General features: G+C 59.2%; 22 protein-coding genes. 6 read left to right on the top strand and 16 right to left on the bottom strand.

Going from position 1 to position 26,231, the window contains the following annotated elements; genetic code table 11:
• The first annotated feature begins 166 nt into the window (after window positions 1-166).
• The gene (gene treR, locus F8N43_RS09370) at window positions 167-871 is read left to right on the top strand and encodes a trehalose operon repressor (protein ID WP_150633820.1); all 705 of its coding nucleotides are present in this window, start codon (window positions 167-169) and stop codon (window positions 869-871) included.
• Between the two features lie 101 nt (window positions 872-972).
• A complete protein-coding gene (locus F8N43_RS09365) occupies window positions 973-4,026 on the top strand; it encodes a membrane-targeted effector domain-containing toxin (protein ID WP_150653676.1) in 3,054 nt (1,017 codons plus the stop codon).
• A 124-nt stretch (window positions 4,027-4,150) separates the two neighbouring features.
• Here the strand turns inward: F8N43_RS09365 and F8N43_RS09360 are convergent, their stop codons facing one another.
• From F8N43_RS09360 to F8N43_RS09340, 5 genes are all read right to left on the bottom strand, one after another.
• Complete coding sequence (locus F8N43_RS09360; protein ID WP_150633822.1) at window positions 4,151-4,708, bottom strand: hypothetical protein; 558 nt, start codon at window positions 4,706-4,708, stop codon at window positions 4,151-4,153.
• Between the two features lie 381 nt (window positions 4,709-5,089).
• Window positions 5,090-6,667, bottom strand: coding sequence for a glutamine-hydrolyzing GMP synthase (gene guaA, locus F8N43_RS09355; RefSeq protein ID WP_150633823.1), 1,578 nt, complete (start codon window positions 6,665-6,667; stop codon window positions 5,090-5,092).
• A 100-nt stretch (window positions 6,668-6,767) separates the two neighbouring features.
• Window positions 6,768-8,237 (bottom strand): IMP dehydrogenase, encoded by a 1,470-nt coding sequence (gene guaB, locus F8N43_RS09350; RefSeq protein WP_150633824.1) that lies wholly within the window; start codon window positions 8,235-8,237, stop codon window positions 6,768-6,770.
• A gap of 117 nt (window positions 8,238-8,354) precedes the next feature.
• Window positions 8,355-8,903: a sugar ABC transporter ATPase gene (locus F8N43_RS09345; RefSeq protein WP_150633825.1), complete on the bottom strand. Its 549-nt coding sequence runs from the start codon at window positions 8,901-8,903 to the stop codon at window positions 8,355-8,357.
• 186 nt (window positions 8,904-9,089) lie between these two features.
• Window positions 9,090-9,857, bottom strand: a complete 768-nt coding sequence (locus F8N43_RS09340) for a sulfite exporter TauE/SafE family protein (protein ID WP_150653675.1) — start codon at window positions 9,855-9,857, stop codon at window positions 9,090-9,092.
• A 100-nt stretch (window positions 9,858-9,957) separates the two neighbouring features.
• Here F8N43_RS09340 and F8N43_RS09335 point away from each other — a divergent pair, with 100 nt between their 5' ends.
• The 3 genes from F8N43_RS09335 (at window position 9,958) to F8N43_RS09325 (ending at window position 13,198) form a co-directional block, all read left to right on the top strand.
• Window positions 9,958-10,908 carry a LysR family transcriptional regulator gene (locus F8N43_RS09335; protein WP_150638947.1) on the top strand — a complete coding sequence of 317 codons (951 nt, stop codon included), beginning with the start codon at window positions 9,958-9,960 and terminating at the stop codon, window positions 10,906-10,908.
• 85 nt (window positions 10,909-10,993) lie between these two features.
• On the top strand, window positions 10,994-12,373 hold the full coding sequence (gene xseA / locus F8N43_RS09330) for an exodeoxyribonuclease VII large subunit (RefSeq protein ID WP_150638948.1): 1,380 nt from the start codon (window positions 10,994-10,996) through the stop codon (window positions 12,371-12,373).
• A gap of 3 nt (window positions 12,374-12,376) precedes the next feature.
• Window positions 12,377-13,198 carry a M23 family metallopeptidase gene (locus F8N43_RS09325; protein WP_150633829.1) on the top strand — a complete coding sequence of 274 codons (822 nt, stop codon included), beginning with the start codon at window positions 12,377-12,379 and terminating at the stop codon, window positions 13,196-13,198.
• Between the two features lie 120 nt (window positions 13,199-13,318).
• Here the strand turns inward: F8N43_RS09325 and F8N43_RS09320 are convergent, their stop codons facing one another.
• The gene (locus tag F8N43_RS09320) at window positions 13,319-13,675 is read right to left on the bottom strand and encodes a hypothetical protein (RefSeq protein WP_150638949.1); all 357 of its coding nucleotides are present in this window, start codon (window positions 13,673-13,675) and stop codon (window positions 13,319-13,321) included.
• A 396-nt stretch (window positions 13,676-14,071) separates the two neighbouring features.
• On the opposite strand from F8N43_RS09320, the gene leuA reads away from it, so the two are divergent.
• On the top strand, window positions 14,072-15,751 hold the full coding sequence (gene leuA, locus F8N43_RS09315; RefSeq protein WP_150653674.1) for a 2-isopropylmalate synthase: 1,680 nt from the start codon (window positions 14,072-14,074) through the stop codon (window positions 15,749-15,751).
• A gap of 201 nt (window positions 15,752-15,952) precedes the next feature.
• Here the strand turns inward: leuA and F8N43_RS09310 are convergent, their stop codons facing one another.
• The 10 genes from F8N43_RS09310 to pilW all read right to left on the bottom strand — a co-directional run bounded on the left by F8N43_RS09310 (window position 15,953) and on the right by pilW (window position 26,221).
• Entirely contained in the window at window positions 15,953-16,345 is a 393-nt protein-coding gene (locus F8N43_RS09310; RefSeq protein ID WP_150653673.1) for a hypothetical protein, read from the bottom strand.
• Between the two features lie 79 nt (window positions 16,346-16,424).
• Complete coding sequence (locus F8N43_RS09305; protein WP_150633833.1) at window positions 16,425-17,216, bottom strand: amidohydrolase; 792 nt, start codon at window positions 17,214-17,216, stop codon at window positions 16,425-16,427.
• The gene (locus tag F8N43_RS09300; RefSeq protein WP_150633834.1) at window positions 17,204-18,352 is read right to left on the bottom strand and encodes a pyridoxal phosphate-dependent aminotransferase; all 1,149 of its coding nucleotides are present in this window, start codon (window positions 18,350-18,352) and stop codon (window positions 17,204-17,206) included. Before F8N43_RS09300 ends, F8N43_RS09305 begins: the two co-directional genes overlap by 13 nt.
• Window positions 18,353-18,569: 217 nt before the next feature.
• Window positions 18,570-20,039, bottom strand: coding sequence for a ribosome biogenesis GTPase Der (der, locus tag F8N43_RS09295; RefSeq protein ID WP_150633835.1), 1,470 nt, complete (start codon window positions 20,037-20,039; stop codon window positions 18,570-18,572).
• Between the two features lie 135 nt (window positions 20,040-20,174).
• Window positions 20,175-21,326 carry an outer membrane protein assembly factor BamB gene (bamB, locus tag F8N43_RS09290; protein WP_017340310.1) on the bottom strand — a complete coding sequence of 384 codons (1,152 nt, stop codon included), beginning with the start codon at window positions 21,324-21,326 and terminating at the stop codon, window positions 20,175-20,177.
• Window positions 21,319-21,960: a tetratricopeptide repeat protein gene (locus F8N43_RS09285; RefSeq protein ID WP_150633836.1), complete on the bottom strand. Its 642-nt coding sequence runs from the start codon at window positions 21,958-21,960 to the stop codon at window positions 21,319-21,321. The genes bamB and F8N43_RS09285 overlap by 8 nt, the downstream gene beginning before the upstream one ends.
• A gap of 42 nt (window positions 21,961-22,002) precedes the next feature.
• The gene (hisS, locus tag F8N43_RS09280) at window positions 22,003-23,292 is read right to left on the bottom strand and encodes a histidine--tRNA ligase (protein ID WP_150638952.1); all 1,290 of its coding nucleotides are present in this window, start codon (window positions 23,290-23,292) and stop codon (window positions 22,003-22,005) included.
• Between the two features lie 23 nt (window positions 23,293-23,315).
• The gene (gene ispG, locus F8N43_RS09275; RefSeq protein WP_010457850.1) at window positions 23,316-24,425 is read right to left on the bottom strand and encodes a flavodoxin-dependent (E)-4-hydroxy-3-methylbut-2-enyl-diphosphate synthase; all 1,110 of its coding nucleotides are present in this window, start codon (window positions 24,423-24,425) and stop codon (window positions 23,316-23,318) included.
• 3 nt (window positions 24,426-24,428) lie between these two features.
• On the bottom strand, window positions 24,429-25,463 hold the full coding sequence (locus F8N43_RS09270) for a helix-turn-helix domain-containing protein (protein WP_150653672.1): 1,035 nt from the start codon (window positions 25,461-25,463) through the stop codon (window positions 24,429-24,431).
• A complete protein-coding gene (gene pilW, locus F8N43_RS09265) occupies window positions 25,463-26,221 on the bottom strand; it encodes a type IV pilus biogenesis/stability protein PilW (protein ID WP_150631956.1) in 759 nt (252 codons plus the stop codon). Before pilW ends, F8N43_RS09270 begins: the two co-directional genes overlap by 1 nt.
• Between the last annotated feature and the right edge of the window lie 10 nt (window positions 26,222-26,231).

Below are 26,231 nucleotides of genomic sequence, written 5' to 3'. Positions count from 1 at the left end.
AATCAACAACTCGTACAGACGAGTTTGAATTTGTTTATTTACATCCCGACAGGCGGCGATTTTTCCTACCCTCACAAACGATGAAAACCCAAAGCCGAATGGACAAACCCCTACCCTGCCCTTAAGGTTCGAAACCTTGAGTACATTGCGGCACAGAGCCATCCCCATGAGTAAATACAACCAGATCTACAGCGATCTGCTTGCCAGCATCACGACCGAACGTCTGGAGCGCGGCGCCCGGTTGCCCTCCGAAACCGAATTGATGGACAGCTACCAGGCCAGTCGCGGCACCGTGCGCAAGGCCATCGAGCAACTACAGGAGCGCGGTTTCGCCCAGAAAGTCCACGGAAAAGGCACCTTTGTGTTGTCGACCGACCCGATCGAGTTTCAGTTGGGCGGCATCGTCAGCTTTCAGGAAACCCATCCGCGATTGGGCAACAACGTCAGCACCGAGGTGGTCGAATTCAGCCAGATCCCGCTCGAAGGTGCGCTGCTGGAACATATCAAGGCTGAAGAAGGCAGCCTGATCACAAGGATCAAACGCGTACGGCGGATCGATGGAAAACGAGTGATCCTCGATATCAACCATTTCGTCAGCGACGTGATCCCCGGGCTATCGCGGGACATCGCCGAACACTCGATCTACGCCTTCATCGAACAGTCCCTGCAACTGCAAATCGCCTACGCCCAGCGCACCATCGAAGCCGTGCCCTGCAACAAGGACGACCAGCAACACCTCGACCTCGACGGCCAGAGCCATGTGATCGTGGTCAGCAACCATACGTTTCTGCAGGACGGCCGGCAGTTCGAGTACACGGAATCACGGCACACCCTCGACAAGTTCTACTTTTCGGACGTGGCGCGGCGCTGAGACCCTACAGGTTCTTCAATCGCGCGTGGGCATAACTATGTAGTGCACCTCCTGGATGGAAACGGGCAATCATCGCGGCCCATTTCTCAAGGAGCGAGAGCATGTCCAACGACCAAAATACCCCCGCATCAAGCAATACCGCCGACCGGGAAACACTCAGACTCATAGCGCCGACCGTGGTGACAGCCTGCCCCGGTTTGCAGGAAGAAGCCCATGCGGTAGCCAGTGAAATCCTGAAAAAATACGGCATCACCCACCTGGACCCCGATCAGGTCTGGTGGCATCGCTTCGACAATGTCTCGGCCAGCAGCAGCAAGGCCTTTCTGGGCTGGGAGCACGCGCCCAAACCCAGTGAATCCTTCACCCTGACGCAACTGGTGATCCATCGGTACCGTGTGACCGACCAGGACGACGCCCTCGAACTGAACAGCAATGGCGGGTTTTACACCGCGGATGCCAACGCCAGCATTTACAACGAAACCAATGAAGTGCGGATGCACCCCAGTAAGGTGCTCGCCGACCTGTGGGAGAAGAACCTCAGTCAACGCTATCTGAATAAACTCAATGCGTTCTGGGCCACCCATTTCGATGACTACCGAGCCCTGGCCAAATGTAATTACCTGAGCAAAGCCATCGAGGCCCGCGAAAGCAGTCAGTTGGGGGAAGAGGATTTCCAGACCGTCATCAGGGCCGTCGTCGGTGACGCATCCTGGCCGATCACCCTGGCGACGCTGCAAGCGCAAACCGCCACGCCTGCGGATCTTCGTGTCTGCGCGCTGGATGTCGCCGGGCACGTCGCCACCGATATTCTGCGCATCGTTAAGAGCAACGGTCGGCAGATCACGTACGTTCCCGGCGCCGCTGAGGCCTTCCACGTGCACCCGACAGTGACGGACATGCACTGGTGGATGCTGCTGCAAATGAACGAGGAAAAGCCCCGCACCGAGTTCATGACTCATTTCCCGCTGTCGGTGCGCAAGGAAGTGCAGGAAAACATCACTCCGTTGATGAATCAGCTGGTCGGCACCTGGGGCAAATACGACCACCATTTGATCAATCAAAAAGACATCACCCTCAGCGGTGACGTGTTCACCTGGCAGAGCCAGGCGGTCAAGAGCGCGATGCTGGAAGAGGCCAATCTGACCCTGGTGACCAATGGGCAGATGCGAGAGCACCTGTGGCTGGGTTATCTGACCGTCGGCCTGAAGGTCTTCGGTCCATTGGCAGTACTCGGCTGGCCCATCGCCCTGCCCGTGATCGGGGCCAGCATCGCCGCGATGGGTTTGAACATCGACAAGGCGGTGAACGGCAAAACTGCAGCGGAGCGCAAGGCGGGTGTCATCGGCGCGGTGCTCGCCGGCGTCAATACCCTGTTCAATATCCCGTTGCTCAAGGAAATCAACGTATTGGACGACGTCGGGGCGGCGGCTGAGGCGGCAGAAGCGGCCGAAATGGCGGATTTGAACAAGCCGCTCGATCCGCAAGAAACCGCCGGCACGCAAGACCCGCAGGCGCCTTTAGAGTCAGAGGAAAGTCCCGTGCCCGCGGGTCTGTTGCCCACCCTGCCCGATGAAACCGCACAAGCGTTTGAAGTGCCAGAGCACTGGCAAAGCAATGAAATCCTCGAAAACTACCCTATGGCCAGCAGTGGGAAATTCCAGGGCGTCTACACACTCGATTCACAGCCTTCCCACGCCATCCTGATAAACGATCAGGCCTACTACGTGCGTTATGAAGCGGACGTCAACGGCGGCGGGACCTGGGCCATCATCAATCCGGAAAACCCGAATGCCTTTTCAGGATCGATTCCCGTACGCCTGAATGCCGAGGGAGAATGGGAGCTGGCGCCCAAACGCGGGTTGATGGGCGGCGGCAAAGGCCTCAGCAAGCCTGTTCCGGGCCCCTCCGCGCCGCATACTCATGCACGGCCAAAGGCTGATTTACTCACGCACCTGACCCGATACGATGCTCCCAATGGACGCGCACTGAACTTCCTGGCCTTGGGAGAACAAGAGACTCATATCAAAATCGTCACGATGCCTAACGGGGAGCTCAGAGGGATCACCCCCTATGAAGAGTTCGTCGCCGGACGTCGCACGGTACTGGTCAGGGATGCGACCGGATTCCAGCGTCCGGAGCGCTTTTTTGCTTCGTTGCCCGCTCGCCCGGTTCAGCCCGTGATCACCCCATCCACCACCGTTACAGAACTCATCGAGAAGGTATTCGAGGCAGCGCCGGGGCTGGTGGTCGGTGAAAGCCAGGATCGCATCGCCAGCATGCGGTTCCTGATCGAAAACATGCCGACGCTGGCCAAGCAAGGCGTCAAGACCCTCTACATGCATCGTTTGCTCAACGACTTCAATCAAGTCGACCTGAATGACTTCGCTGAAACCGGGCAGATGCACGGCATGCTGGAAAGGTATCTGCAAAAGCTGCCAGGTGATCCTGCCGGACAGTTCACGCCTCTGGAAGTCGTCAGGACGGCCCAACAAAACGGCATTCGAATCCAGGCCACCGATTGCCTGGCAAGCTATCGCTACACCGACTCGAACTTCCGCGCCCTGTCACGGCAATCCGTCAAGACCTACCTCACCCATACCATCATGCGAGCCACTCAAGCCCGCAACGGCGGCGGAAAATGGGTGGTGCTCACCGATCAGGAGAGTACCAACACGTTCAGGGGAATGGCCGGCATCAGCGAAACAGAGGGAGGGATCGGCTTACGCATCGAAGAAGTGGGCCCTGATCAGAACCTGCACCTGGACATCGACCAAGGCATCGACGTAGGCCGTGACTTTGCAGAGGTTACCACCCAGATGCACGGCAATGTCGACACGTTATACGCCGACATCAGCCTGAAGGTGCCGACTCAGGCCATTCAAAGAACGCAACAGCAAATCAATCAGCTGCTGTTCCGCCAGGGCATGTTTACCATTGAAAGGTCAGACGAAACCTTGACGCTGATCCATCGCAGCCGGACCAACCTGATTATGCGAACGATGATCGAGCGCACAGCGGATGGCGGCTTCCGCATCGACCGTCCGGCCTGGATCGACGTGCATCAGGTGACCTACGCGAATCTGATCAGCCTTGTCCACGCGCTCAATCGCATGGGCCTGACGCTGGAAGGACGCCTGCCCACTGCAGCGGCCTGATCGCAAAAAGGCCCCGTGAACTCACATTCACGGGGCCTTTCGGGTGTTACAGACGATCAATAACTTCATTGGTCTTTCCTGCAGGCTGGCCGGGTCTGCAGCTACTCATGAAATCCCTGCGCGGTCAGTTTGCGCCGGCATCTTTTTTTGGAACGCCAATGGTTTTGCGTTCACCCGTTGCGGAGACTTCGTACACGTTCATGACCCAAGTGTCGGCGATCACGGTTTCAACCACGTAATTCTTCTTGGCTTGCGGCGTGAATTGCTGCGCAACAGGCTGCTCCTTGTCGAACGGCGTAGGCATGGGAATACCGTTAAAGGTAAACGGTTTGTCCTTGACCTCCCCTTGCACGTATACCGTTTTGTCCGCCTCGACCAACTTACTGATGCTGTCAGTACCACCGGCGATTTTCTTCAGATAAGCCGGTACGCGCTTGAAGTAAGCAGAGTCATAAACCCGCTCACCCGCGCTCACAAATCCAGTATTGGCATACCCGTACGTGTAACTGACAGGACGATCACCCTCGCCGCCTATGGTACGGAAAGTCACGCTGGCTTGATGGTCATTCATGGCCAGTGGAACGACCGGCTCTGAAGTAAGATCACCCGCCTGCCGGCTGCTGCAGCCGGTCATGACAAGAGCGAAAGTGATTGCTAATGGAAACGCCAAAGAAGTTTTCATTCGATCCCTGAACTGTCTAAAAGAAGGTCTGTATTGAGCTATTTGCAGAGCAAAAGTTCCTTGTACGCTGTCGCGTGCTGCTGTGGAATTGACCGGACGGCTACATAAAGCCCGTCACTCACGCACCACGAGAAAACCCAATGAAACCGGGTGGATGATGAGACTTGATACCATGCCCCTCCCCAAAGGAGGCGGCATGGAATCGAGCACCAAGCATGGCATTGGACTCAGTAAATGCCCCGTACCATGCCACATAAACACGGTGCCTGGCGATGCGCAAAGCTGCCAGTTTTTGCCAGACCCAAAAAACCAAAAGCCCGCAATTACGCGGGCTTCAGGGTGACTCTTGCTAGTGGGTGCCGGTCAGTACCGGACGTCCAATCATTCCCACTCAATCGTCGCCGGCGGCTTGCTCGACACGTCGTAAGTGACGCGGGAGATGCCTTCGATTTCATTGATGATGCGGCCGCTGACGGTTTCCAGCAGTTCGTAAGGCAGGTGTGCCCAACGCGCGGTCATGAAGTCGATGGTTTCCACGGCACGCAGGGCCACGACCCAGGCGTAACGACGGCCATCGCCGACCACGCCAACCGATTTCACCGGTTGGAACACCACGAACGCCTGGCTGACTTTGTGGTACCAGTCGGCCTTGCGCAGTTCTTCGATGAAGATGTGGTCGGCGCGACGCAGCAGGTCGGCGTATTCCTTCTTCACTTCACCGAGGATCCGCACGCCCAGGCCCGGGCCCGGGAACGGGTGACGGTAGACCATGTCGTACGGCAGGCCCAGTTCCAGGCCCAGACGACGGACTTCGTCCTTGAACAGCTCCCGCAGGGGTTCGACCAGCTTGAGGTTCATCTCTTCCGGCAGGCCACCCACGTTGTGGTGCGACTTGATCACGTGAGCCTTGCCGCTTTTCGCGCCAGCCGACTCGATCACGTCCGGGTAGATGGTGCCTTGGGCGAGGTACTTGATGTTGTCCAGTTTGTTGGACTGGGCATCGAAGACGTCGATGAAGGTACGGCCGATGATCTTGCGCTTCTTCTCTGGGTCGGACTCGCCGGCCAGGTTGTTCAGGAACTGGTCTTCGGCGTTGGCGCGGATCACCTTGACGCCCATGTTCTCGGCGAACATGGCCATCACTTGCTCGCCTTCGTGCAGACGCAGCAGGCCGTTGTCGACGAAGACGCAGGTCAGCTGGTCGCCGATGGCTTTGTGCAACAGTGCAGCAACCACCGAGGAGTCAACGCCGCCGGACAGACCAAGCAATACGTTATCGGTGCCGACCTGGGCGCGAATGTTGGCGATGGCGTCTTCAGCAATCTTCGACGGCGTCCACAGGGCTTCACAGCCGCAGATGTCGAGGATGAAGCGCGAGAGGATGCGACCGCCCTGCTTGGTATGGGTCACTTCCGGGTGGAACTGCACGCCGTAGTAGCCGCGAGCATCGTCGAACATGCCGGCGATCGGGCAGCTCGGGGTGCTGGCCAGGATGTGGAATTCCTGTGGCATCCTGGTGACTTTGTCACCGTGGCTCATCCACACGTCGAGGCCGAACAGGCCGTCGGCGTCGATGTGGTCTTCGATGCCGTCGAGCAGGCGGCTCTTGCCGACCACGTCGACACGGGCGTAACCGAACTCACGCAGTTCGGAACCTTCAACCTTGCCACCCAGCTGCTCAGCCATGGTCTGCATGCCGTAGCAAATACCGAAGACCGGAACGCCCAGGTCAAATACGGCTTGCGGGCAGCGCGGACTGTCGGCTACGTGCACGGACTCGGGGCCGCCGGCGAGAATGACGCCTTTTGGAGCGAATTCGCGAATCGCTTCGTCATCCATGTCGAACGGGTGCAGTTCGCAGTACACGCCGATTTCACGCACACGGCGGGCAATCAGCTGGGTGTACTGGGAACCGAAATCGAGGATCAGGATGCGGTGAGCGTGAATGTCGAGGGCCATGATTCAGTCTCGTCTAAGTAATTCAGAAACAGTCGTGATTCAGAAACAACTCGGGGCTGAATAGAACAGCCCCGGGTTACTTAACGTTTTGCTTGAAGCCTCAACCTACGCGGTAGTTTGGCGCTTCTTTGGTGATCTGCACGTCGTGGACGTGGGACTCGGCCATGCCAGCGCCGGTGATCCGCACGAACTCAGGCTTGGTGCGCATTTCTTCGATGTCGGCACTGCCGGTATAGCCCATCGAGGAACGCAGGCCGCCCATCAGTTGATGGATGATGGCGCTCAGGGAGCCCTTGTAAGGAACACGCCCTTCGATGCCTTCCGGAACCAGCTTCTCGGCACCCGCGGAGGAGTCCTGGAAGTAACGGTCGGAGGAACCTTGAGCCTGGGACATGGCGCCCAGCGAACCCATGCCGCGGTAAGCCTTGTACGAACGCCCCTGGAACAGTTCGATCTCGCCCGGCGCTTCTTCAGTACCGGCGAACATCGAGCCCATCATCACGCAGGAAGCACCGGCCACGATTGCCTTGGACAGGTCACCGGAGAAACGGATGCCGCCGTCGGCGATCAACGGAACACCGGTGCCTTCGAGGGCAGCGGCAACGTTGGCGATGGCACTGATTTGCGGGACGCCGACACCGGCGACAATGCGGGTGGTGCAGATAGAGCCAGGGCCGATACCGACCTTGACGGCATCGGCGCCAGCTTCGGCCAGGGCCTTGGCGGCAGCGCCAGTGGCGATGTTGCCGCCGATCACCTGCACTTCAGGGAAATTCTGTTTGACCCAACGAACGCGGTCGATCACGCCTTTGGAGTGACCGTGTGCGGTGTCGACCACCACCACGTCAACGCCGGCATTGACCAGGGCAGCTACGCGGTCACCGGTGTCTTTACCGGTACCGACGGCAGCGCCAACGCGCAGACGACCTTGATCGTCCTTGCTGGCCAGCGGGTAAGCCTTGGCTTTTTCGATGTCGTTGACGGTCATCATGCCTTTGAGGGCAAATTTGTCGTCGACGATCAGTACGCGTTCGATGCGGTGTTTGTGCAACAGCTCGCGAACGTCGTTCTTGTCGGCGCCTTCCTTGACCGTGACCAGACGCTCTTTAGGCGTCATCACTTCGCGGACAGTGGCTTCCAGACGATTTTCGAAACGCACGTCACGGGAAGTGACGATGCCGACCAGGTCGCCATTGTGCAAAACCGGAACGCCGGAGATGTTGTGCATGCGGGTCAGTTCGAACAGTTCACGAACCGTGGCTTCAGCCTCGATGGTGATCGGGTCCTTGACCACGCCGGCTTCGTAACGCTTGACCTTGCGCACTTCGGCAGCTTGCTGCTCGATGGTCATGTTCTTGTGGATAATGCCGATGCCACCTTCCTGAGCCATGGCGATTGCCAGACGGGCTTCAGTAACGGTGTCCATGGCGGCAGAAACCAGAGGAATATTCAGCTCGATGCCACGGGTAAGGCGGGTCTTGAGACTGACTTCGTTAGGAAGCACCTCGGAATAACCAGGCACTAGGAGAATGTCGTCGAATGTCAGAGCTTCTTGGCTGATACGCAGCATCGCGGGGGCTCCCGAGCGGGAAAATGGAAGCGCGCCATTATAGTCAGACACCCCCTCGGGTTCAATGTAAAACTCTGTCTATTATTAGCATTACTGATATACGGGGATTGTCGTCGCCTACAGCTCGACTTTGACCCAACTCACCGGCTGATCCAGCCAATCGGCAAACTCATCGATAAAGCTCTGCTTGAACCCCGCCTCGGCCCAATTGTTGAAAATGAATCCCAGGTTGGAAAAGCCGCATTCCTGCAGGAAAAGAAAACCGTTGATGTCGTCTTCATGCCCGCATTCCGGGCAGGTGAAGTTATCGGTGCGCCCCGGCATCCAGTCTTCCAGGCTTTCGAACAGCGCTTCGCCGACTTCCTTGCGACACTCGGCGCAGCCTGCTTCTTCAAGGAACCCCTTGGCCGGCGTGTAGATGCAGCGCTTGGTAACAATCTCCAGGCCATTGATCGGCTCGCCGAACGGCAGCGCTTGCGGGTGCAACACCACTGCGCGGGCACCGTCGGCGATGGCGTGGCCCATGCGATTGCCGGTGCGGCCACAAGTGGTCAGCTCTTCCTTGATGATGTTCTTGCGCACCAGCCACCGCACGACCGCCCTTGCCCGGGGTTCGTGCACCGGCAGCGTGGAGATTTTCGGGACGATGATGCTTTGAGAATTCATGGTGCAAGCCTGCTGCGTCAAAATGGAAAGTTCTGCGGCGTACCGTTTGACGCCTTCGCGGGCAAGCCCGCTCCCACAAGGCTTGGTGGTGTACATAAAAATCATGTCCACCCCGGTCACTGTGGGAGCAGGCTTGCCCGCGAAGGCGTCGGAACGGCGGGCAGCTTAATCCCTGACGAAATCCGGTCAAGTACTCAAATACCGCCCGATCAACGCAATCCCGCTGGCCAGCACCAACCACGTCACCAGCCGCACAAACGCCTCTCGGGACAATCTCATGGTCAGCCGCCGGCCAATCCACAACCCCAACGCCATGGCCGGCAACAGACACAAGGCCAATACCAATAAGGGTAGCTCGGTATACACACCCGCGACAGCAAACAGGCTGAGGCGCACCACGGTGCTGCAACTGATCAGTGCACTTTGAGTCGCGCGCGCCGCGTCTTTCGGTAACCGACTGTTCAAATAGATCGCATATAAAAAGCCGCCACTACCAAACAGCGCCCCGAACATCCCGCCAACCGTGCCCATCGGCACCGCCCAGCCTGCCGACAACTGCGTCGGGCGGGTTTTGACCCACAGGCTATAAACCGCATAGACGCTGATAAACAGCCCCATCAACAGCAGCAACAGGTCGGACTTCAGGTTCAGCAGAAAGATCACACCCAGCGTGCAACCCACCGCCATGCACGGCAGCAGCCGCAGCAGTTCCGGCTTGGCTACATCCCGTCGCGAGGGCAGCAGATTGCCGAACGCCGCGACAAAATCCAGCAGCACCAGCAACGGCACGATCTTCGACAGCGGCATGAACAGAATCAGAATCGGCCCGGCCACCAGCGCGGTGCCAAACCCGGCGATGCCAAACACGATATAGGCCAGGGCGATGCCCAACCCGATCACCAGCCAATCCGTCGCGCCAAATGGCCATTGGTGCAACAACTCAAGCACGCTCATCTGCACGCCTTCATTAAATACCTGTGATGACTTTAGCCAGCGCTGAGTCTTGCGACTAATATCTTCAAAGCCGCCCTCTCATCTCAAAAAGGCATACCTCGTGCTTTCAACCCGTCAATTGCGTTACTTCGTGGAAATCGCAGAGTGCGGGAGTTTCAGCGCTGCAGCCGAACGACTGTTCATTGCTCAGTCGGCCTTGAGCCGGCAAATAAAGGACATGGAAACCCGCCTGCAAACGCCGTTGTTCGAGCGCACTGCACGCTTGCCTCGACTGACGGCCGCCGGTGAAGCCTTCCTGCCCCGGGCCAGAAACCTGCTGAACGAATTGGCCAAAGCCAGTGAGATGGCCACCCAGGTCGGCAATGGAGAACTCGGCACCTTGCGCCTCAGCCATTCCAGCACCGTGCCCATGAGTGGCCGCCTGCTGCGAGGCATCAGCGATTACCTGAGCCAGCATGTCGGCGTGTCCATGGACATCGCCAAGCTGTCTTCCGAAGCGCAGCTTGAAGCGTTGGCGGACAACCGGCTGGATGTCGGACTGCTACGCCTGCCGGTGTTGCGCCAACGCGAAGGCGTGCAGATTGTTCCTTTGTACAACGAACGATTGCTCCTGGCCGTCCCGCCCAATCACCGGCTGGCTGTGGATAAGTCCGCTCGGGGCATCGACCTGGCGCAACTGAAGGATGAGGCGTTTATCTCCATTCCTCATCCCCAGCGTGGCGGGTTGAGTTATCTGTCCGCCGAGCTGTGCATGCGTCAGGGGTTCTTTCCAAAAGCGGCCCGAGTGGTGTCGCGCAAAACCACGCAACTGCAATTGATTCAGGCCGGGTTCGGCATCGCCCTGCTGCCGGAATCGATGCAGGACATTGCGCCGCCCGACATTCATTTCCTGCCCCTGGCCGACCCGGATTGCCACAGCACCGTCGCCCTCGCCTGCCGGCAGAATCCGACGGCACTGGCCCAACGCTTCATCAACACCTGCACAAATCATTGTGGGAGCGAGCTTGCTCGCGATAGCGATGTGTTAGTCGACATCAATGGTGAATGTTAAACCGTCATCGCGATCAAGCTCGCTCCCACAGGGATTTACGCTGACGCATGGAGATTCAGCGCCGAATGCCTTTAAACTGCGCCCCATGATTAAAGATCCCTTTGCAAGACTCGGCCTGGACCGTGAAGTCCTGACTGTCAGCCAGCTCAACGGCCGCGCGCGGGTGTTGCTTGAAGACGTGTTCAGCAATATCTGGGTCGAAGGCGAAATCTCCAACCTCGCCCGCCCGGCGTCCGGCCACGTGTATTTCACCCTCAAGGACAGCGGCGCCCAGGTGCGTTGCGCATTGTTTCGGCAGAACGCGGCGCGGGTTCGTCAGGCGCTGAAGGATGGTCTGGCGGTCAAGGTGCGCGGCAAGGTTTCGCTGTTCGAGGGACGTGGCGATTATCAACTGATCCTCGATACCGTCGAGCCGGCCGGTGATGGCGCGCTGCGCCTGGCGTTCGATGCCTTGAAAGAAAAACTCAGCGCCGAAGGCCTGTTCAGTGCCGAGCGCAAAGTGCCGCTGCCGGCGCATCCGCAGCGCATTGGCATCATCAGTTCGCCGACCGGCGCGGTGATCCGGGACATCATCAGCGTGTTTCGTCGTCGTGCGCCGCAGGTACAGTTGACGCTGATCCCCACCGCCGTGCAGGGCCGCGAAGCGACGGCGCAGATTGTCCGCGCGCTGAAACTGGCGGACGCCCGTGGTTTTGATGCATTGATCCTGGCCCGTGGCGGCGGCTCGCTGGAAGACCTCTGGTGTTTCAACGAAGAAGCCGTGGCTCGCGCCGTAGACGCTTGCGTGACACCGATTGTCAGCGCCGTCGGCCATGAAACCGACGTCTCGATCAGCGACTTCGTGGCCGACGTTCGCGCCCCGACGCCATCCGCTGCCGCCGAACTGCTGGCACCGGACTCAAGTGATTTGGTGCGTCGGGTCGAGAGCCTGCACCGTCGGCTGGTGATGCGCATGCGCGATCGCCTGATGCGTGATCGACTGCGCCTCGAAGGCATCTCTCGGCGCTTGCGCCATCCCGGCGAACGTCTGCGCCAGCAAGCACAACGCCTGGATGATCTGGACATGCGCCTGCGCCGTGCCTTCGAACGCAGCCTCAATACCCGTCGCGAACGCTTGATCCGCCTCGAAACCCGCCTCGCCGGGCAGCATCCGGGGCGGCAACTGGCGATGCTGCGCCAGCGCCTCGACAGCCTCGCCGAACGCCTGCCCCGGGCCATCCGCGAAGGCCTCAAATCCCGTCGCCTGCAATTGCAAAGTCAGGTGCAGACGCTGCACGTGGTCAGCCCGTTGGCGACCCTCGGCCGTGGCTACAGCATTTTGCTCGACGAGCGCGGCAACGCGATCCGCAACGCCGCGCAAACCCACAACGGCCAGCGCCTCAAAGCCAAACTGGGTGAAGGCGAACTGCAAGTGCGGGTCGAAGACAATCACCTGACGCCTGTCACCCTTTCTTTACTGGATTGATCCATGCCGCGTTTTCTAGCTCCACTGCTGTTGCTGTGCCTGACCTTCAACGCCCACGCCGACAGCTACATCACCCGTCTGCTGAACAAACCGGTGCCGGGCGGCGTGGCGGTGGTGGATCTGGGCGCCGCGGCCCAGGCACCGAAAGCCAGTTATCAAGGAAAACCGGTGCTGGTGGTCAAGGAACAGAACAATTGGCTGGCGATTGTGGGTGTGCCGTTGACCGTCAAGCCGGGGGCGCAGTCCATCAGCAGCGGCGGTCGTAATCTGAGCTTCACCGTCGGCAACAAGAAATACCCGGAACAGCGCATCACCTTGAAAAACACCCAACAGGTCAATCCGGACCCGGACAATCTCAAACGCATCGAGCGCGAACTGGCCGAGCAGATCGCCGCCTACCGCACGTTCAGTCCGAATACCCCGAGCAACCTGCTGTTGGACAAACCGGTCAACGGGCCGCTGTCGAGCAAGTTCGGTGTACGCCGTTTTTTCAATGGAGAGGAGCGCAATCCCCACTCGGGCCTGGATTTCGCCGTGGGCGCCGGCACACCGATCAAGACCCCGGCGGCGGGCAAGGTGATTCTGATCGGTAACTACTTCTTTAATGGCAACACGGTGTTTGTCGACCATGGGCAGGGCTTTATCAGCATGTTCTGCCACATGTCGAAGATTGATGTGAAGGTCGGGCAACAGATGGCGCGTGGCGGTGTGGTCGGCAAGGTTGGCGCCACCGGGCGGGCGACCGGGCCGCATATGCACTGGAATATCAGCCTGAATGATGCGCGGGTGGATCCGGCCATCTTTATCGGTGCGTTCCAGCCATAAATAGCCGTTGAGGCTAGCGGCCCTATCGCGAGCAGGCTCGCTCCCACAATGGATCTTCGGTGCGACAAAGATCAAATGTGGGAGCGAGCCTGCTCGCGAAGAGGCCATCACTACCGCTGCTTATTCCGCCTCAAGATCCTCAATCCCGTGGACTTCCCGATCCGCTAGGCAGTGTTTGATCCACGCCTGGGTCTCCTCCGAGAAACCAGTCAATTCCTCAGGTCGGATCAACTCCCGAGCACACAGCCCAAGCAAATGCGAGCGGGCCTCATGCCGTGAACACCTGAACACACCGAACGCCCAATACAGTTCCTTTTGTCCAGCCTTGAGCAACTCTTCACTGGCTTCTATCCGCTCATAAGTCGCCAGGCTTTTATCCAGCACCGTGCGCTCAACCTCTTCCATGATCCGGACACACATCCGCTCATGGGCCAAGGGACGCAACGCGCTGTAACGCTTCCAATCCGATTCGTTCATTCTCGACTCCTGCCTGCCAGTCGTCTTGCCGAGACTTTAAGAATAGCTGTGCTGACGAAACCAACAATTCAAAGTATTCAATTGCGCATGGCGCAAACCTTGCGCAAACAACAAAACGATCACTGATAATTAGAGCAATAAAATCTCGATTAAAGAGGCTTTTCGGATATTCCTCTCAATTTTTTTCGACTGCTTGCCATCCTTCACCCTCGCGGTTAGGGTTGAAGGCATGAAAACCTCTCACACCCTCATTCAGCTTCGCCAGCACCGCAGTCTGTGCCTCGTCAGCGCACGACTGCCGGGCTGAATTGCGACGCCTCGTCTTACGCTTTTCCCAAGAACTTTTGATCCACCGGCAGGCCGCCTTTTTTCGGCCCACACAATAAGGATTTCCCGATGAGCATGCTCAAAGACCCGTCTTCGAAATACCGCGCGTTCCCGACCATCGACATTCCGGACCGTACCTGGCCGTCGAAGACACTCACCGCCGCGCCGATCTGGTGCAGCTCCGACCTGCGCGACGGCAACCAGTCGCTGATCGAGCCGATGGACGCGGTCAAGAAGCTGCGTTTCTGGAAAACCCTGGTGCAGGTCGGCGTGAAAGAAATCGAAGCCTCGTTCCCGGCCGCTTCGCAAACCGACTTCGACTTCGTGCGCACCCTGATCGAAGACGGCCACATCCCGGACGACACCACCATTCAGGTGCTGACCCAGGGCCGTGAAGACCTGATCGAGCGCACCTTCGAATCCCTGCGCGGGGCGAAGAAAGCCATCGTTCACCTGTACAACGCGACCTCCCCTTCCTTCCGCCGCATTGTCTTCAATCAGGACAAGGACGGGATCAAGGCTATCGCGGTCAACGCTGCCAAGCTGTTCGTCAAATACGCCGCCCTTCAGCCGGACACCCAGTGGACGTTCGAATACTCGCCGGAAACCTTCAGCGCGACCGAGCTGGAATTCGCCAAGGAAGTCTGCGACGCGGTCATCGAAGTCTGGAACCCGACGCCTGAGCACAAGGTGATCCTCAACCTGCCAGCCACCGTTGAATGCGCGACCCCGAACATCTATGCCGACCAGATCGAATGGTTCGGCCGTCACATCAACCGTCGCGACAGCGTGATCATCAGCCTGCACACCCACAACGACCGTGGCACCGGCGTGGCCGCCACCGAGTTGGGCCTGATGGCTGGCGCGGATCGTGTCGAAGGCTGCCTGTTCGGCAACGGCGAGCGTACCGGCAACGTCGATCTGGTGACTGTGGCACTGAACCTCTACACCCAGGGCATTCACCCTGAGCTGGACTTTTCCGACATCGACGGCGTGCGCAAAGTCGTCGAAGAGTGCAACCAGATCCAGGTGCACCCGCGTCACCCGTACGTCGGCGACCTGGTTCACACCGCGTTCTCCGGCTCGCACCAGGATGCCATCCGCAAGGGCTTCGCCCAGCAGAAACCGGATGCCCTGTGGGAAGTGCCGTACTTGCCGATCGACCCGGCCGACATCGGTCGCAGCTACGAGGCGGTGATCCGCGTCAACAGCCAGTCGGGCAAGGGCGGTATCGCTTACCTGCTGGAACAGGAGTACGGCATCAGCTTGCCGCGTCGCATGCAGATCGAGTTCAGCCAGGTCGTGCAGCGTGAAACCGATCGTCTGGGCCTCGAAATGACTGCTCAGCAGATCCACGCATTGCTGCACAGCGAATACCTGCAGGCCAACACCCCGTACGCGCTGGTCAGCCATCGCCTGCAGGAAGAAAACGGTCACAGCGCCGTGGAAGTGGAAGTCTCCGGCAAAGGCCAGGGTGAAACCAACCTGCACTGGCGTGGCAAAGGCAACGGCGCACTGGAAGCACTGGTAGCCGGTCTGCCGATTCCGGTGGAAATCATGGATTACAACGAACACGCCATCGGCGCGGGCACCAACGCCAAGGCTGCGGCCTACATTGAACTGCGCGTGGAAGGACAACGTGCGGTGCACGGCGTGGGTATCGATGAAAACATCACCACCGCCAGCTTCAAGGCCCTGTTCAGCGCGCTGAACCGCTCGTTGAGCCAGCCGGAAGCGAAAGCGGCGTAAGCGTTTGCAGCAATGCAAAAGGCCCCAAGGTGCGAACCTTGGGGCCTTTTTGTTTGCCTGCTGTTTTTGTGTTGCCTGTTATGGCCCCATCGCGGGCAAGCCCGCTCCCACAGGGACCGGATGTACACACAAATTGTGTTCGCCCCCTTCACTGTGAAAGCGGGCTTGCCCGCGATGGGGCCCGCTCAGGCAACAACCATGTCAGGCGTGAGTATCAACGCTAAACATCGCCTGCAACAACGCGGCTTGCAGCACTTGCAAGTTGCTGCTGGTCACGGCGATCTGGTTCTGGATTTCCATCACCTGCGCCGCCCTCTGCTCGTCGTCCTGGATCTTCTGCGCATTCGCCAGTTGAGCCTGCTGTTCGGCCAGCAATTTCTGGGCTGCTTCGATCTGTTTCTTCAACATGCTAATCGGGTCACTGGCGCCGCCGACAGAGTCGATGTTGGCACCGGCGCTGTTGACGCGCAGCTTGCCATCCTCGTCAGTCGCGTCATCAACCGGGACCAGCTTGCGTTCGTCAGGCTCTCCGGTCGCGACATTCGGCGAGGACACGGCGTACGAGTTAATAGTGATGGTGCTCACGTTGATCATGGGGCATTCCTCCTTGGCTGACCTTGCTATCGGCCCCTCCAGAGAAATCTGAAACCATGAATCGTTAAACCCTCACCGATCAGGTGAACTCAAACGTATCAGCATCCAGATTCGCCGGAAAACGCGTGCGATAAGCCTGAAGGTCGGCGGCATTCAATACCACCTGAAACACGCCATCGGCTTCGCCGGCACTGAGCAAGGTCTCGCCCTGGAAATCCAGCACCTGACTGTCGCCGGTATACGCAAAGCCTTTGCCGTCAGTCCCAATGCGATTCACTGCCACTACATAGCAAAGATTTTCGATCGCCCGTGCCGGCAACAAACGGTTCCAGTGCTGACGCCGTGCCCCCGGCCAGTTGGCGGTGTACAGCAACAGGTCGGTGTCCTGAGCGTCCCGGCTCCACACCGGGAAACGCAAGTCGTAGCAAATCAGCGGCCGCACGCGCCAGCCTTTGAGCTCGAACTGCACCTGACGCTCGCCCGGTGTGTAGTGATTGTGCTCGCCGGCCATGCGGAACAAGTGGCGCTTGTCGTAATGCCAGACCTCGCCATCCGGTCGCGCCCACAACAGGCGATTGCGATGACTGCCATCAGCGGCCTGAACGATGATGCTGCCGGTGATCACAGCATCGAGTTGCGCAGCCTGGGCGCGCAGCCATTTGCTGGTGGGACCGTTTTCCGGCTCCGCGAGCGTCTCGGACTCCATGGAAAAACCGGTGGTGAACATCTCCGGCAGAATAATCAGGTCGGCGCCGCGAGCCTGCTCCAGCAGTTGTTCGAAATGCTCCAGATTGGCCTGGCGGTCATGCCAGGCCAGGCTTGTCTGGATCAGCGCGATGGTCAGATTTGGCAATGCACTCAGATCACGCATAGTTTTGCCGCTGCTTCACGCAGGGTCTCCTCGCGTTTGGCGAAGCACAAGCGCACCAGGCGCTGGCCTTCGGGTGGCGTCTGGTAGAACACTGAGATCGGGATGCTCGCCACGCCGTGTTCGCGGGTCATCCACAGCGCCATCTCGACGTCGTTGAGGTCCGGGCGGATCTGCGAGTAATCGACCAACTGGAAATAGGTGCCGGTCACGCGGGTGAAACTGAAGCGCGACGGCGTCAGAAGGTCGCAGAACAGGTCGCGCTTGGCCTGGTAGAAACCCGGCAGTTCTTCTATGTGTTCCGGGTGTTCGGCCATGAAGTCGGCCAAAGCGTATTGCAATGGCGTAACCCCGCAAAAACTGACGTACTGGTGCACCTTGCGCAGCTCCGCCGTGAGGGCCGGTGGCGCGACCACATAACCGGTTTTCCAGCCAGTGACGTGATAGGTCTTGCCGAACGAACTGACTACGAAGGCGCGCTGATACAGCTCTTCGTGATTAAGCACACTGACATGAGGCACACCGTCAAATACCAGGTGTTCGTAGACTTCGTCGCTGACGAGGTAGATATCGCGATCACGGATCAAATCCGCCAACTGATCGAGCTCGGCACGGCTGATCAACGCGCCGCTTGGGTTGTGCGGTGTGTTCAGCACAATCATCCGCGTGCGCGGGGTAATGGCCTCAGCCAGTTTCTGGAAGTCGATGGAGAAATCATTCAGCCCGAGCTGCACATGCACGCAACGGCCACCGGCCAACTCCACCGACGGCTCGTAACTGTCGTAGCACGGATCGAACACGATCACTTCGTCGCCGCTGTGGATAACCGCTTGAATGGCGCAGAAGATCGCCTGGGTGGCCCCGGGCGTAATGGTGACTTCGTGGTCGGCATCGACATTGACGCCGTAGCTGCGAGCGATCTTCGCCGCCACTTGCTGACGCAGGACCGGCAGGCCGGTCATCGGCGAATACTGGTTATGGCCATTGGCGATGTGCCGACCGACCGCATCGCACAGGGCTTGCGGGGCATCGAAATCGGGAAAACCCTGGGACAGGTTGATCGCCCCGGTTTGCGCCGCGAGCTGAGACATCTGCGTGAAGATAGTGATGCCGACATTCGGCAGCTTACTGGTGATCATCGGTCATTCCCTGCTCTACACCCGGCTCTAACGGCGGCGCGGGAGAGCCCGAGGATAGCCCATCCGACGCCCATAAAAAAAGGGCGCATAAAGCGCCCTCCCTTTCACCCCGATCCCTGTGGTGGCTTGTCCGCGATGAACGATAACGCGGTGTACCTGATGCGGTGCAACCATCGCGGGCAAGCCCGCTCCCACAAGGGTCTCGGCAAGCCTCTGATCAGCGCTTGTCGCGGCGCTTTTTATCGGCTTTCTTGTGGTGCGACATCATGCGACGCTTCTTGTTGACCTGACGGTCAGTCAGCGAATTTTTGTTGCCTTCATACGGGTTCTCGCCACCTTTGAACTCGATGCGGATCGGCGTACCGACCAGCTTCAGAACACGACGGTAAGTGTTTTCCAGGTAACGGACGTAAGACTTCGGCACCTTCTCGATCTGGTTACCGTGAATCACGATGATCGGCGGGTTCGCACCACCCAAGTGAGCGTAACGCAGCTTGATCCGGCGGTTGTTGACCATCGGCGGCGCGTGCTCACCGACCGCATCTTCCAGAATCTGGGTCAGGCGGTTGGTCGGCCAGCGGGTGACCGCGGACTTGAACGAGTTCTGTACGGAGGCGTAGAGGTTGCCCACGCCCGTGCCGTGCAGCGCCGAGATGAAGTGGATGTCGGCGTAGTCAACGAAGAACAGTCGACGTTGCAGCTCGACCTTCACGAAGTCGCGCTCGCTCGGCGTCATGCCGTCCCACTTGTTGATCGCGATGACCAGCGCGCGACCCGATTCAATGGCAAAGCCAAGCAGGTTGAGGTCGTGGTCCACCACGCCTTCGCGGGCGTCCATCACGAAAATCACCACGTTGGCGTCTTTGATCGCTTGCAGGGTTTTGACCACGGAGAATTTTTCGACTTCTTCGTGGATCTTGCCGCGCTTGCGCACACCGGCGGTGTCGATCAGCGTGTACTTCTCGTCGTTACGTTCGAACGGGATGTAGATACTGTCGCGGGTAGTGCCGGGTTGGTCATACACGATTACCCGGTCTTCACCGAGCATGCGGTTGACCAGGGTCGACTTGCCGACGTTCGGGCGGCCGATGATAGCGATCTTGATCCCGTCTTTTTCGCTTGGGCCAGGAATGCGCTTGGCTTCCTCGCCTTCGGCAACGAGCTCTTCTTCGCCGTCTTCCGGTTCTTCTTCGTCTTTCGGGAAGTCGCTCAGGGCGATTTCCAGCATCTGGGTGATGCCACGACCATGAGCGCCGGCGATCGGGATCGCGTGGCCCATGCCCAACGGGGCGAATTCGGCGCGGGCCATTTCAGGGTCGATGTTGTCGACCTTGTTGGCAACCACGTAGGAACGCTTGTTACGTTTGCGCAAATGCTCGGCGATCATCTGGTCGGCGGCGGTGAAACCGGCCTTGGCATCTACCAGGAACAGAACGACATCGGCTTCTTCAATGGCCAGCAGCGACTGCTCGGCCATTTTTTCGTCCATACCGTGCTCGTCACCGGAGATACCGCCGGTGTCGACCAGAATGTAGGAACGCCCTTGCCACTTGGCCTCACCGTATTGGCGATCACGGGTCAGACCGGACAAGTCGCCGACGATGGCGTCGCGAGTCCTGGTCAGGCGGTTGAACAAGGTGGATTTGCCGACGTTCGGTCGGCCCACCAGGGCGATTACGGGAACCATGCGGCTCTCCACTTCGTTATTTCAGAAAATACAAAAGCCGCTGCGAGGCAGCGGCTGGTGCTCGGGGCAGCGCTTGGAAACGCTGCGAGCCCCGCAGGACGGGGCCGCTTGGGGGTTAAACCCCAAGCATAGTCGTTACTTGATGGTCAGGGCTTCCAGTTTGCCGCTGTTGCCATACAGATAAATCGTGTCACCCACCACCAGCGGACGGGCACGCAGACCGTCGCTGTCGATGCGTTCGCGGCCGACGAAGCGACCGTCTACCTGGCTCAGCAGGTGGACGTAGCCTTCCATGTCACCGACTGCAACATAGCTGGAGAACACTTCCGGAGCCGACAGTTGACGGCGAGCCAGCGAGTCGTTGCTCCACAAAGCCGTGGTGGAACGCTCGTCGACGCCTTCAACGGTGCCCGAAGAAAGGCTCACGTACACAGTGCCGAAACCCTGGGCAACGCCGGCATAGCTGGACGCATCACGCTGCCAGAGCTGACGACCGCTTTCCAGGTCCAGTGCCGCAACGCGACCCTGGTAGCTGGCGACGTACAACGTACCGCCGGACAGCAGCAAGCCGCCGTCGATATCGACAACGCGCTCCAGTTCCGAACGACCTTGTGGGATCGCAACCCGCTGTTCCCACACCGGCACGCCGTTGGAGATATCGAGCGCAACCACTTTACCGGTCGACAAGCCAGCCACTGCGAGGCGGTTGGTCACGATCGGCGCACTGGTGCCACGCAGGGTCAGGACGGCAGGCGTGCTGTCATACAACCAGCGCTGGTTGCCGGTAGCGGCATCCAGACCGATCAGACGGTCATCCTGAGTCTGAACGACAACCACGTCACCGTTGTTGGCCGGCGGCGCGAGCACTTCGCTGGACACGCGAGCGCGCCATTTCTCTTCACCGTTGGTGGCGTCCATCGCAACGATTTCGCCCTTGGTCGTTCCGATCACGAGCAGGCCATAACCCACGCCAACGGCGCCGGAAACGGGCAGCTCAAGATCTTTCTTCCATTTGACGTCGCCATTGCTGCGATCCATCGCCATCACCACGCCAGTGACGTCGGCGGCATAGATGGTATCGCCATCGATCGCCGGAACCAGCATGTTGTAGGTTTCGCCCTGACCGTCACCGATCGAACGACTCCACTGTTTTTGCAGGACCACTTCTTCTTTGAAGTCGACCAGCTCGGCAGGTGGCAATTCTTTTTTGCTGTTGCTGCTGCAACCCGCGGCCAAAACGGCCAGAGCCAGCAATGCTGCATGTTTCCAACGGATCACGTCACGCATCCCCTTTGGCCAGATCGTCCAGCTTGATTTGTAGGCCACCGACTGCCGCTTCATCCGACAATGCCGCCTTGGCTTTTTGATACGCAGCGTTTGCTTCGTCGGTACGACCCAACTGCACCAGCAGGTCGCCCTTGAGTTCTTCGCGAGTGGCCAGGAATGCTTTATCGGCATCGCCTTCGAGCAGCTTCAGGGCTTCATCGACCTTGCTCTGCGCGGCCAGTACCTGCGCCAGGCGCTGACGGGCGATTTCGCCCAGTGCCGGGTTGGCCGGTTTGGCAACGATGGCTTTCAGCTCGGTGGCAGCGTCGTCCAGCTTGCCGCTGTCGACCGCGACTTTCGCCACGAACAGGCTGCCATATTGTGCGTAGGCGCTACCGCCAAATTCGCTGTTGAGCTTGCCGGCCAGGTCCGAAACACGGGCGGCATCAGGCTTGCCGTCAGGCGTCAGCGTGGTTTCGAGCAATTGCTGATAGAGAATCGAGGCGCCTTGCGACTGATTGCTCTGATACTTGTGAAAGGCCTGCCAGCCGAACACGATGACCAGCGCCAACAGGCCGCCAGTGACCAGGGGCTTGCCGTTGCGTGTCCACCAGTCCTTCAAATCCGCCAGGTTTTCGTCTTCGGTACTCGACACCCCAATACTCCTTAATCGCTAAATCGGCTGTTTATGACAGCTTCAACCCTGCACGACGCAGGTGGCCAGGTGTGCAGCAAGCGCATCCCAGGCAATGCTTTGTTGTTCGCCCTGGCCACGCAGGGGTTTGAAACCTACCACTTGCTGGGCCATTTCGTCGTCACCGAGGATCAATGCGTACAGTGCACCGCTCTTGTCGGCTTTCTTGAACTGGCTTTTGAAGCTGCCGGCGCCGGCATTGATCTGCAGGCGCAGGTTGGGCAATTGATCGCGAACCTTTTCGCTCAACTTCAGGGCCGCCAACTCGGCAGCCTCGCCGAATGCGCAGAGATAGACGTCGACCTGACGGGAGATCTCTTGCGGGATCTGCTCCAGGGTCTCAAGCAGCAGCACCAGACGCTCGATGCCCATGGCGAAACCAACGCCCGGGGTCGGCTTGCCGCCCATCTGTTCCACCAGACCGTCGTAACGACCGCCGGCACACACGGTGCCCTGAGCGCCCAACTTGTCGGTGACCCATTCGAAAACGGTCTTGCTGTAGTAATCGAGCCCGCGTACCAGCTTCGGGTTGATCACGTAAGGAATACCGGCGGCGTCCAGGCGAGCCTTGAGGCCCTCGAAGTGCGCGCGGGATTCGTCGTCGAGGTAGTCGGCCATTTTCGGCGCGTCGACCAGGATCGCTTGAGTGTCGGCGTTCTTGGTGTCCAGAACGCGCAACGGATTGGTCTTCAGACGGCGCTGGCTGTCTTCGTCGAGCTTGTCCAGGTGCGCGGACAGGAATTCGACCAGTGCTTCGCGATAACGACCACGGGATTCGCTGGTGCCCAGGCTATTGAGCTCAAGCTTGACCGCATCACGGATACCCAGCTCGCCCCACAGGCGCCAGGTCAGCACGATCAGCTCGGCGTCGATATCCGGACCATCGAGGTTGAACACCTCGACACCGATCTGGTGAAACTGGCGATAACGGCCTTTCTGCGGACGTTCGTGGCGGAACATCGGGCCGATGTACCAAAGCTTCTGCACCTGGCCACCGCCAGTGATGCCGTGTTCGAGCACCGCACGCACGCAGGCCGCCGTGCCTTCAGGGCGCAGGGTCAGCGAATCACCGTTACGGTCTTCGAAGGTGTACATCTCTTTTTCGACGATGTCGGTCACTTCACCGATGGAGCGCTTGAACAGCTCGGTGAACTCGACGATCGGCATACGGATCTGCTTGTAACCGTAGTTATCCAGCAGACGCGAAACGGTGCCCTCGAAATGACGCCACAGGGGAGTCTGTTCGGGCAGGATGTCGTTCATGCCACGTATGGCTTGCAGAGACTTGCTCACTTTAAATCCTTAAATTCGTTCGATCAGCCGCGAGCGATTACAGCTGCGTCAGCCTCGACCTTTTCGGCCGCTTTCTGGCGGATCAAGCGTTCAAGCTCATCCACCAGATTGTCATTAGTCAGTTTCTGCGACGGCTTGCCGTCGATGTAAATCAGGTTTGGCGTGCCGCCGGTCAAGCCGATATGGGCTTCCTTGGCTTCGCCCGGCCCGTTGACCACGCACCCGATAACCGCGACATCCAGCGGCACCAGCAGATCTTCGAGGCGCCCTTCCAGCTCGTTCATGGTTTTGACCACATCGAAGTTCTGCCGCGAGCAGCTCGGGCAGGCGATGAAGTTGATGCCACGGGAACGCAGGTGCAGGGATTTGAGAATGTCGTAGCCGACTTTCACTTCCTCGACCGGGTCAGCCGCCAACGAGATGCGGATAGTATCGCCAATCCCTTCGGCGAGCAGCATACCGAGGCCCACGGCGGATTTCACTGTGCCTGAACGCAAACCACCGGCTTCGGTGATGCCCAAGTGCAGCGGCTGGACGATTTCCTTGGCCAGCAGGCGGTAAGCAGCGACGGCCATGAACACGTCGGAGGCTTTCACGCTGACCTTGAAGTCCTGAAAGTTCAGGCGCTCAAGGTGCTCGACGTGACGCAGGGCAGACTCGACCAGCGCGGCCGGTGTCGGCTCGCCGTATTTCTTTTGCAGGTCTTTTTCCAGGGAACCGGCGTTGACGCCGATGCGGATCGGAATCCCGCGATCGCGGGCGGCATCGACTACCGCACGCACGCGGTCTTCGCGACCAATGTTGCCCGGGTTGATGCGCAGGCAATCAACACCCAATTCGGCTACGCGCAGAGCGATCTTGTAGTCGAAGTGAATGTCGGCCACCAACGGCACTTTGACCAGTTGCTTGATCTTGCCGAAAGCTTCGGCGGCGTCCATGTCCGGCACGGAAATGCGCACGATATCGACGCCAGCGGCTTCCAGACGATTGATCTGGGCGACAGTGGCGGCGACATCATTGGTGTCGCTGTTGGTCATGCTCTGCACAGCGATGGGCGCATCGCCGCCAACAGGTACGTTACCGACCCAGATTTTCCGGGATTCGCGACGCTTGATTGGAGATTCGCCGTGCATGACTTATTGACCCAACTTCAGGCGAGCAGTCTCGCCACTGGTGAACGGAGCGACATCAACCACCTGTCCGTTGTAGCTGACCTGCGCACCACGGGCGAAGCCCAGGCGCACGGCAAACGGTGGCTTGCCGCTGACAGTAACGTTTTCGCCTTTACGCTTGAGGCCACTCACCAGCACTTTGCCGCTGCCGTCGGTGACTTGTGTCCAGCAATCGGCGGTGAATTGCAGTTGAACCTGGCCTTGGCCGGCAACCGGGGCAGCCGCTGCCGGAGCAGGAATTGTTGGTGTGACCGAAGCGCTCGCAGGCGGGGTCGATACCACAGGTGCGGTCGGGGATGGCGCTACCGGCGTCGCGACAACCGGCGCGGTGCTGTGCGTCGGTGCAGCAGGTGCTGGGGAAACCGGTGCGGTTGGAGCAACTGCAGGCGCAGTGGCTTCAGCGTCGGCCGGTGCGTCAGTGGAATTTTCGGCTTGCGGCAATGCCAGCGACGTCGAGCCTTCCGCCTGGCCTTCCGCGACAGCCTGGTCTTCCGGCTCGTCCAGCGGATGGATCTGGGTGGTGCCGTCGGCGCCTTCGACTTCAACGTGCTCCGGACTCAGACTGATCAGGTCTTTGGTGCGCAATGAGGTTTGATCCTGCCACCAGACAAAACCACCGCCGATCACCGCGATCAGCAACAGCAGGCTGACGATTCGCAGAATAGTGTGAGAAACCCGCACCGGCTCTTCAATGCGACCCAGGCTGTGGACGTTGGCGCCCTGGGAGTCAGTGCCGGTGGATTGGTCGAACTGTTGAACCAGAACGGTCTGGTCCATGCCCAGCAATTTGGCGTACGCGCGAATATAACCGCGAGCGAAAGTATGCCCCGGCAGCTTGTCGAATGCGCCGGCTTCCAGATTACTCAGGGAATTAACGGTGAGGTTGAGCTTGAGGGCCACTTCGGCCAGCGACCAGCCATTGCTTTCGCGGGCCTGGCGCAAAGTCTCACCGGGGTTAACGCGATTCGCTGCTACAACTTCGGGATGCGCCGCTTTCATCATTGCTCCGACAGGTATTGCTGATATTCCGGCGAACCGGGATAGAGTCGTTTTAATTGCAGGCCAAAACTGGCGGCCTTATCGCGATCTTCAAACACTTTTGCCAGCCGAACGCCGAGCAATAGACTACGTGCATTTTGCTCCGCGAGCAGGCTAAAACGGTCGTAATAGTCACGCGAGGGCACATAATGCCTGTCTTCGTAAGACAACTCAGCCATTTCCAGCAATGCGCGGGGTTGCTGACGGTTCAAACGCAGGGCTTTTTCCAGTTGCTGCCGGGCCAGATCACGCTGGCCAAGCTTGGAAGCGGTCATGCCCAGGTTCTCGAACACCCGTGAACGCTCAGGATACAGGGTATCGGCGGCGGCTTGTTCGAAGCGCTCGTAAGCCTCTTTGTAACGTTTCTGTTCGAAAAGAAAACTGCCGTAATTATTCAGGATGCGTGCATCGTTGGACCGGGACGACAGCGCCTTGCGAAAATGCTCGTCCGCCAGCTCCGGCTCCATCTCCGCCTGAAACACCAGACCCAAAGCGGCGTTGGCGTCAGGGTCCGAGCTGTCGAGCTCCAAGGCCTTTTTCAGCGGCACCTTGGCGCGCTCGGTCATACCCTGCTGCAAGTAGCCCAAACCCAGTTGCACGTAGGCAACACGCGCTTCATCGCGGCCCTTGCTGGTCTTCATCGGATTGAAATCGCCCGACAGGACGCAACCAGTACAGAGACTGGCCAACAGCACAAGCAGCGCGAAGCGCAGGGACATAGAGATCCTC

This window comes from Pseudomonas fluorescens, assembly GCF_902498065.1.
GTDB lineage: Bacteria > Pseudomonadota > Gammaproteobacteria > Pseudomonadales > Pseudomonadaceae > Aquipseudomonas > Aquipseudomonas fluorescens_BJ.
The sequence above is the reverse complement of the archived record's forward strand: the minus strand, read 5'-3'. Positions and strand labels throughout refer to the sequence as shown.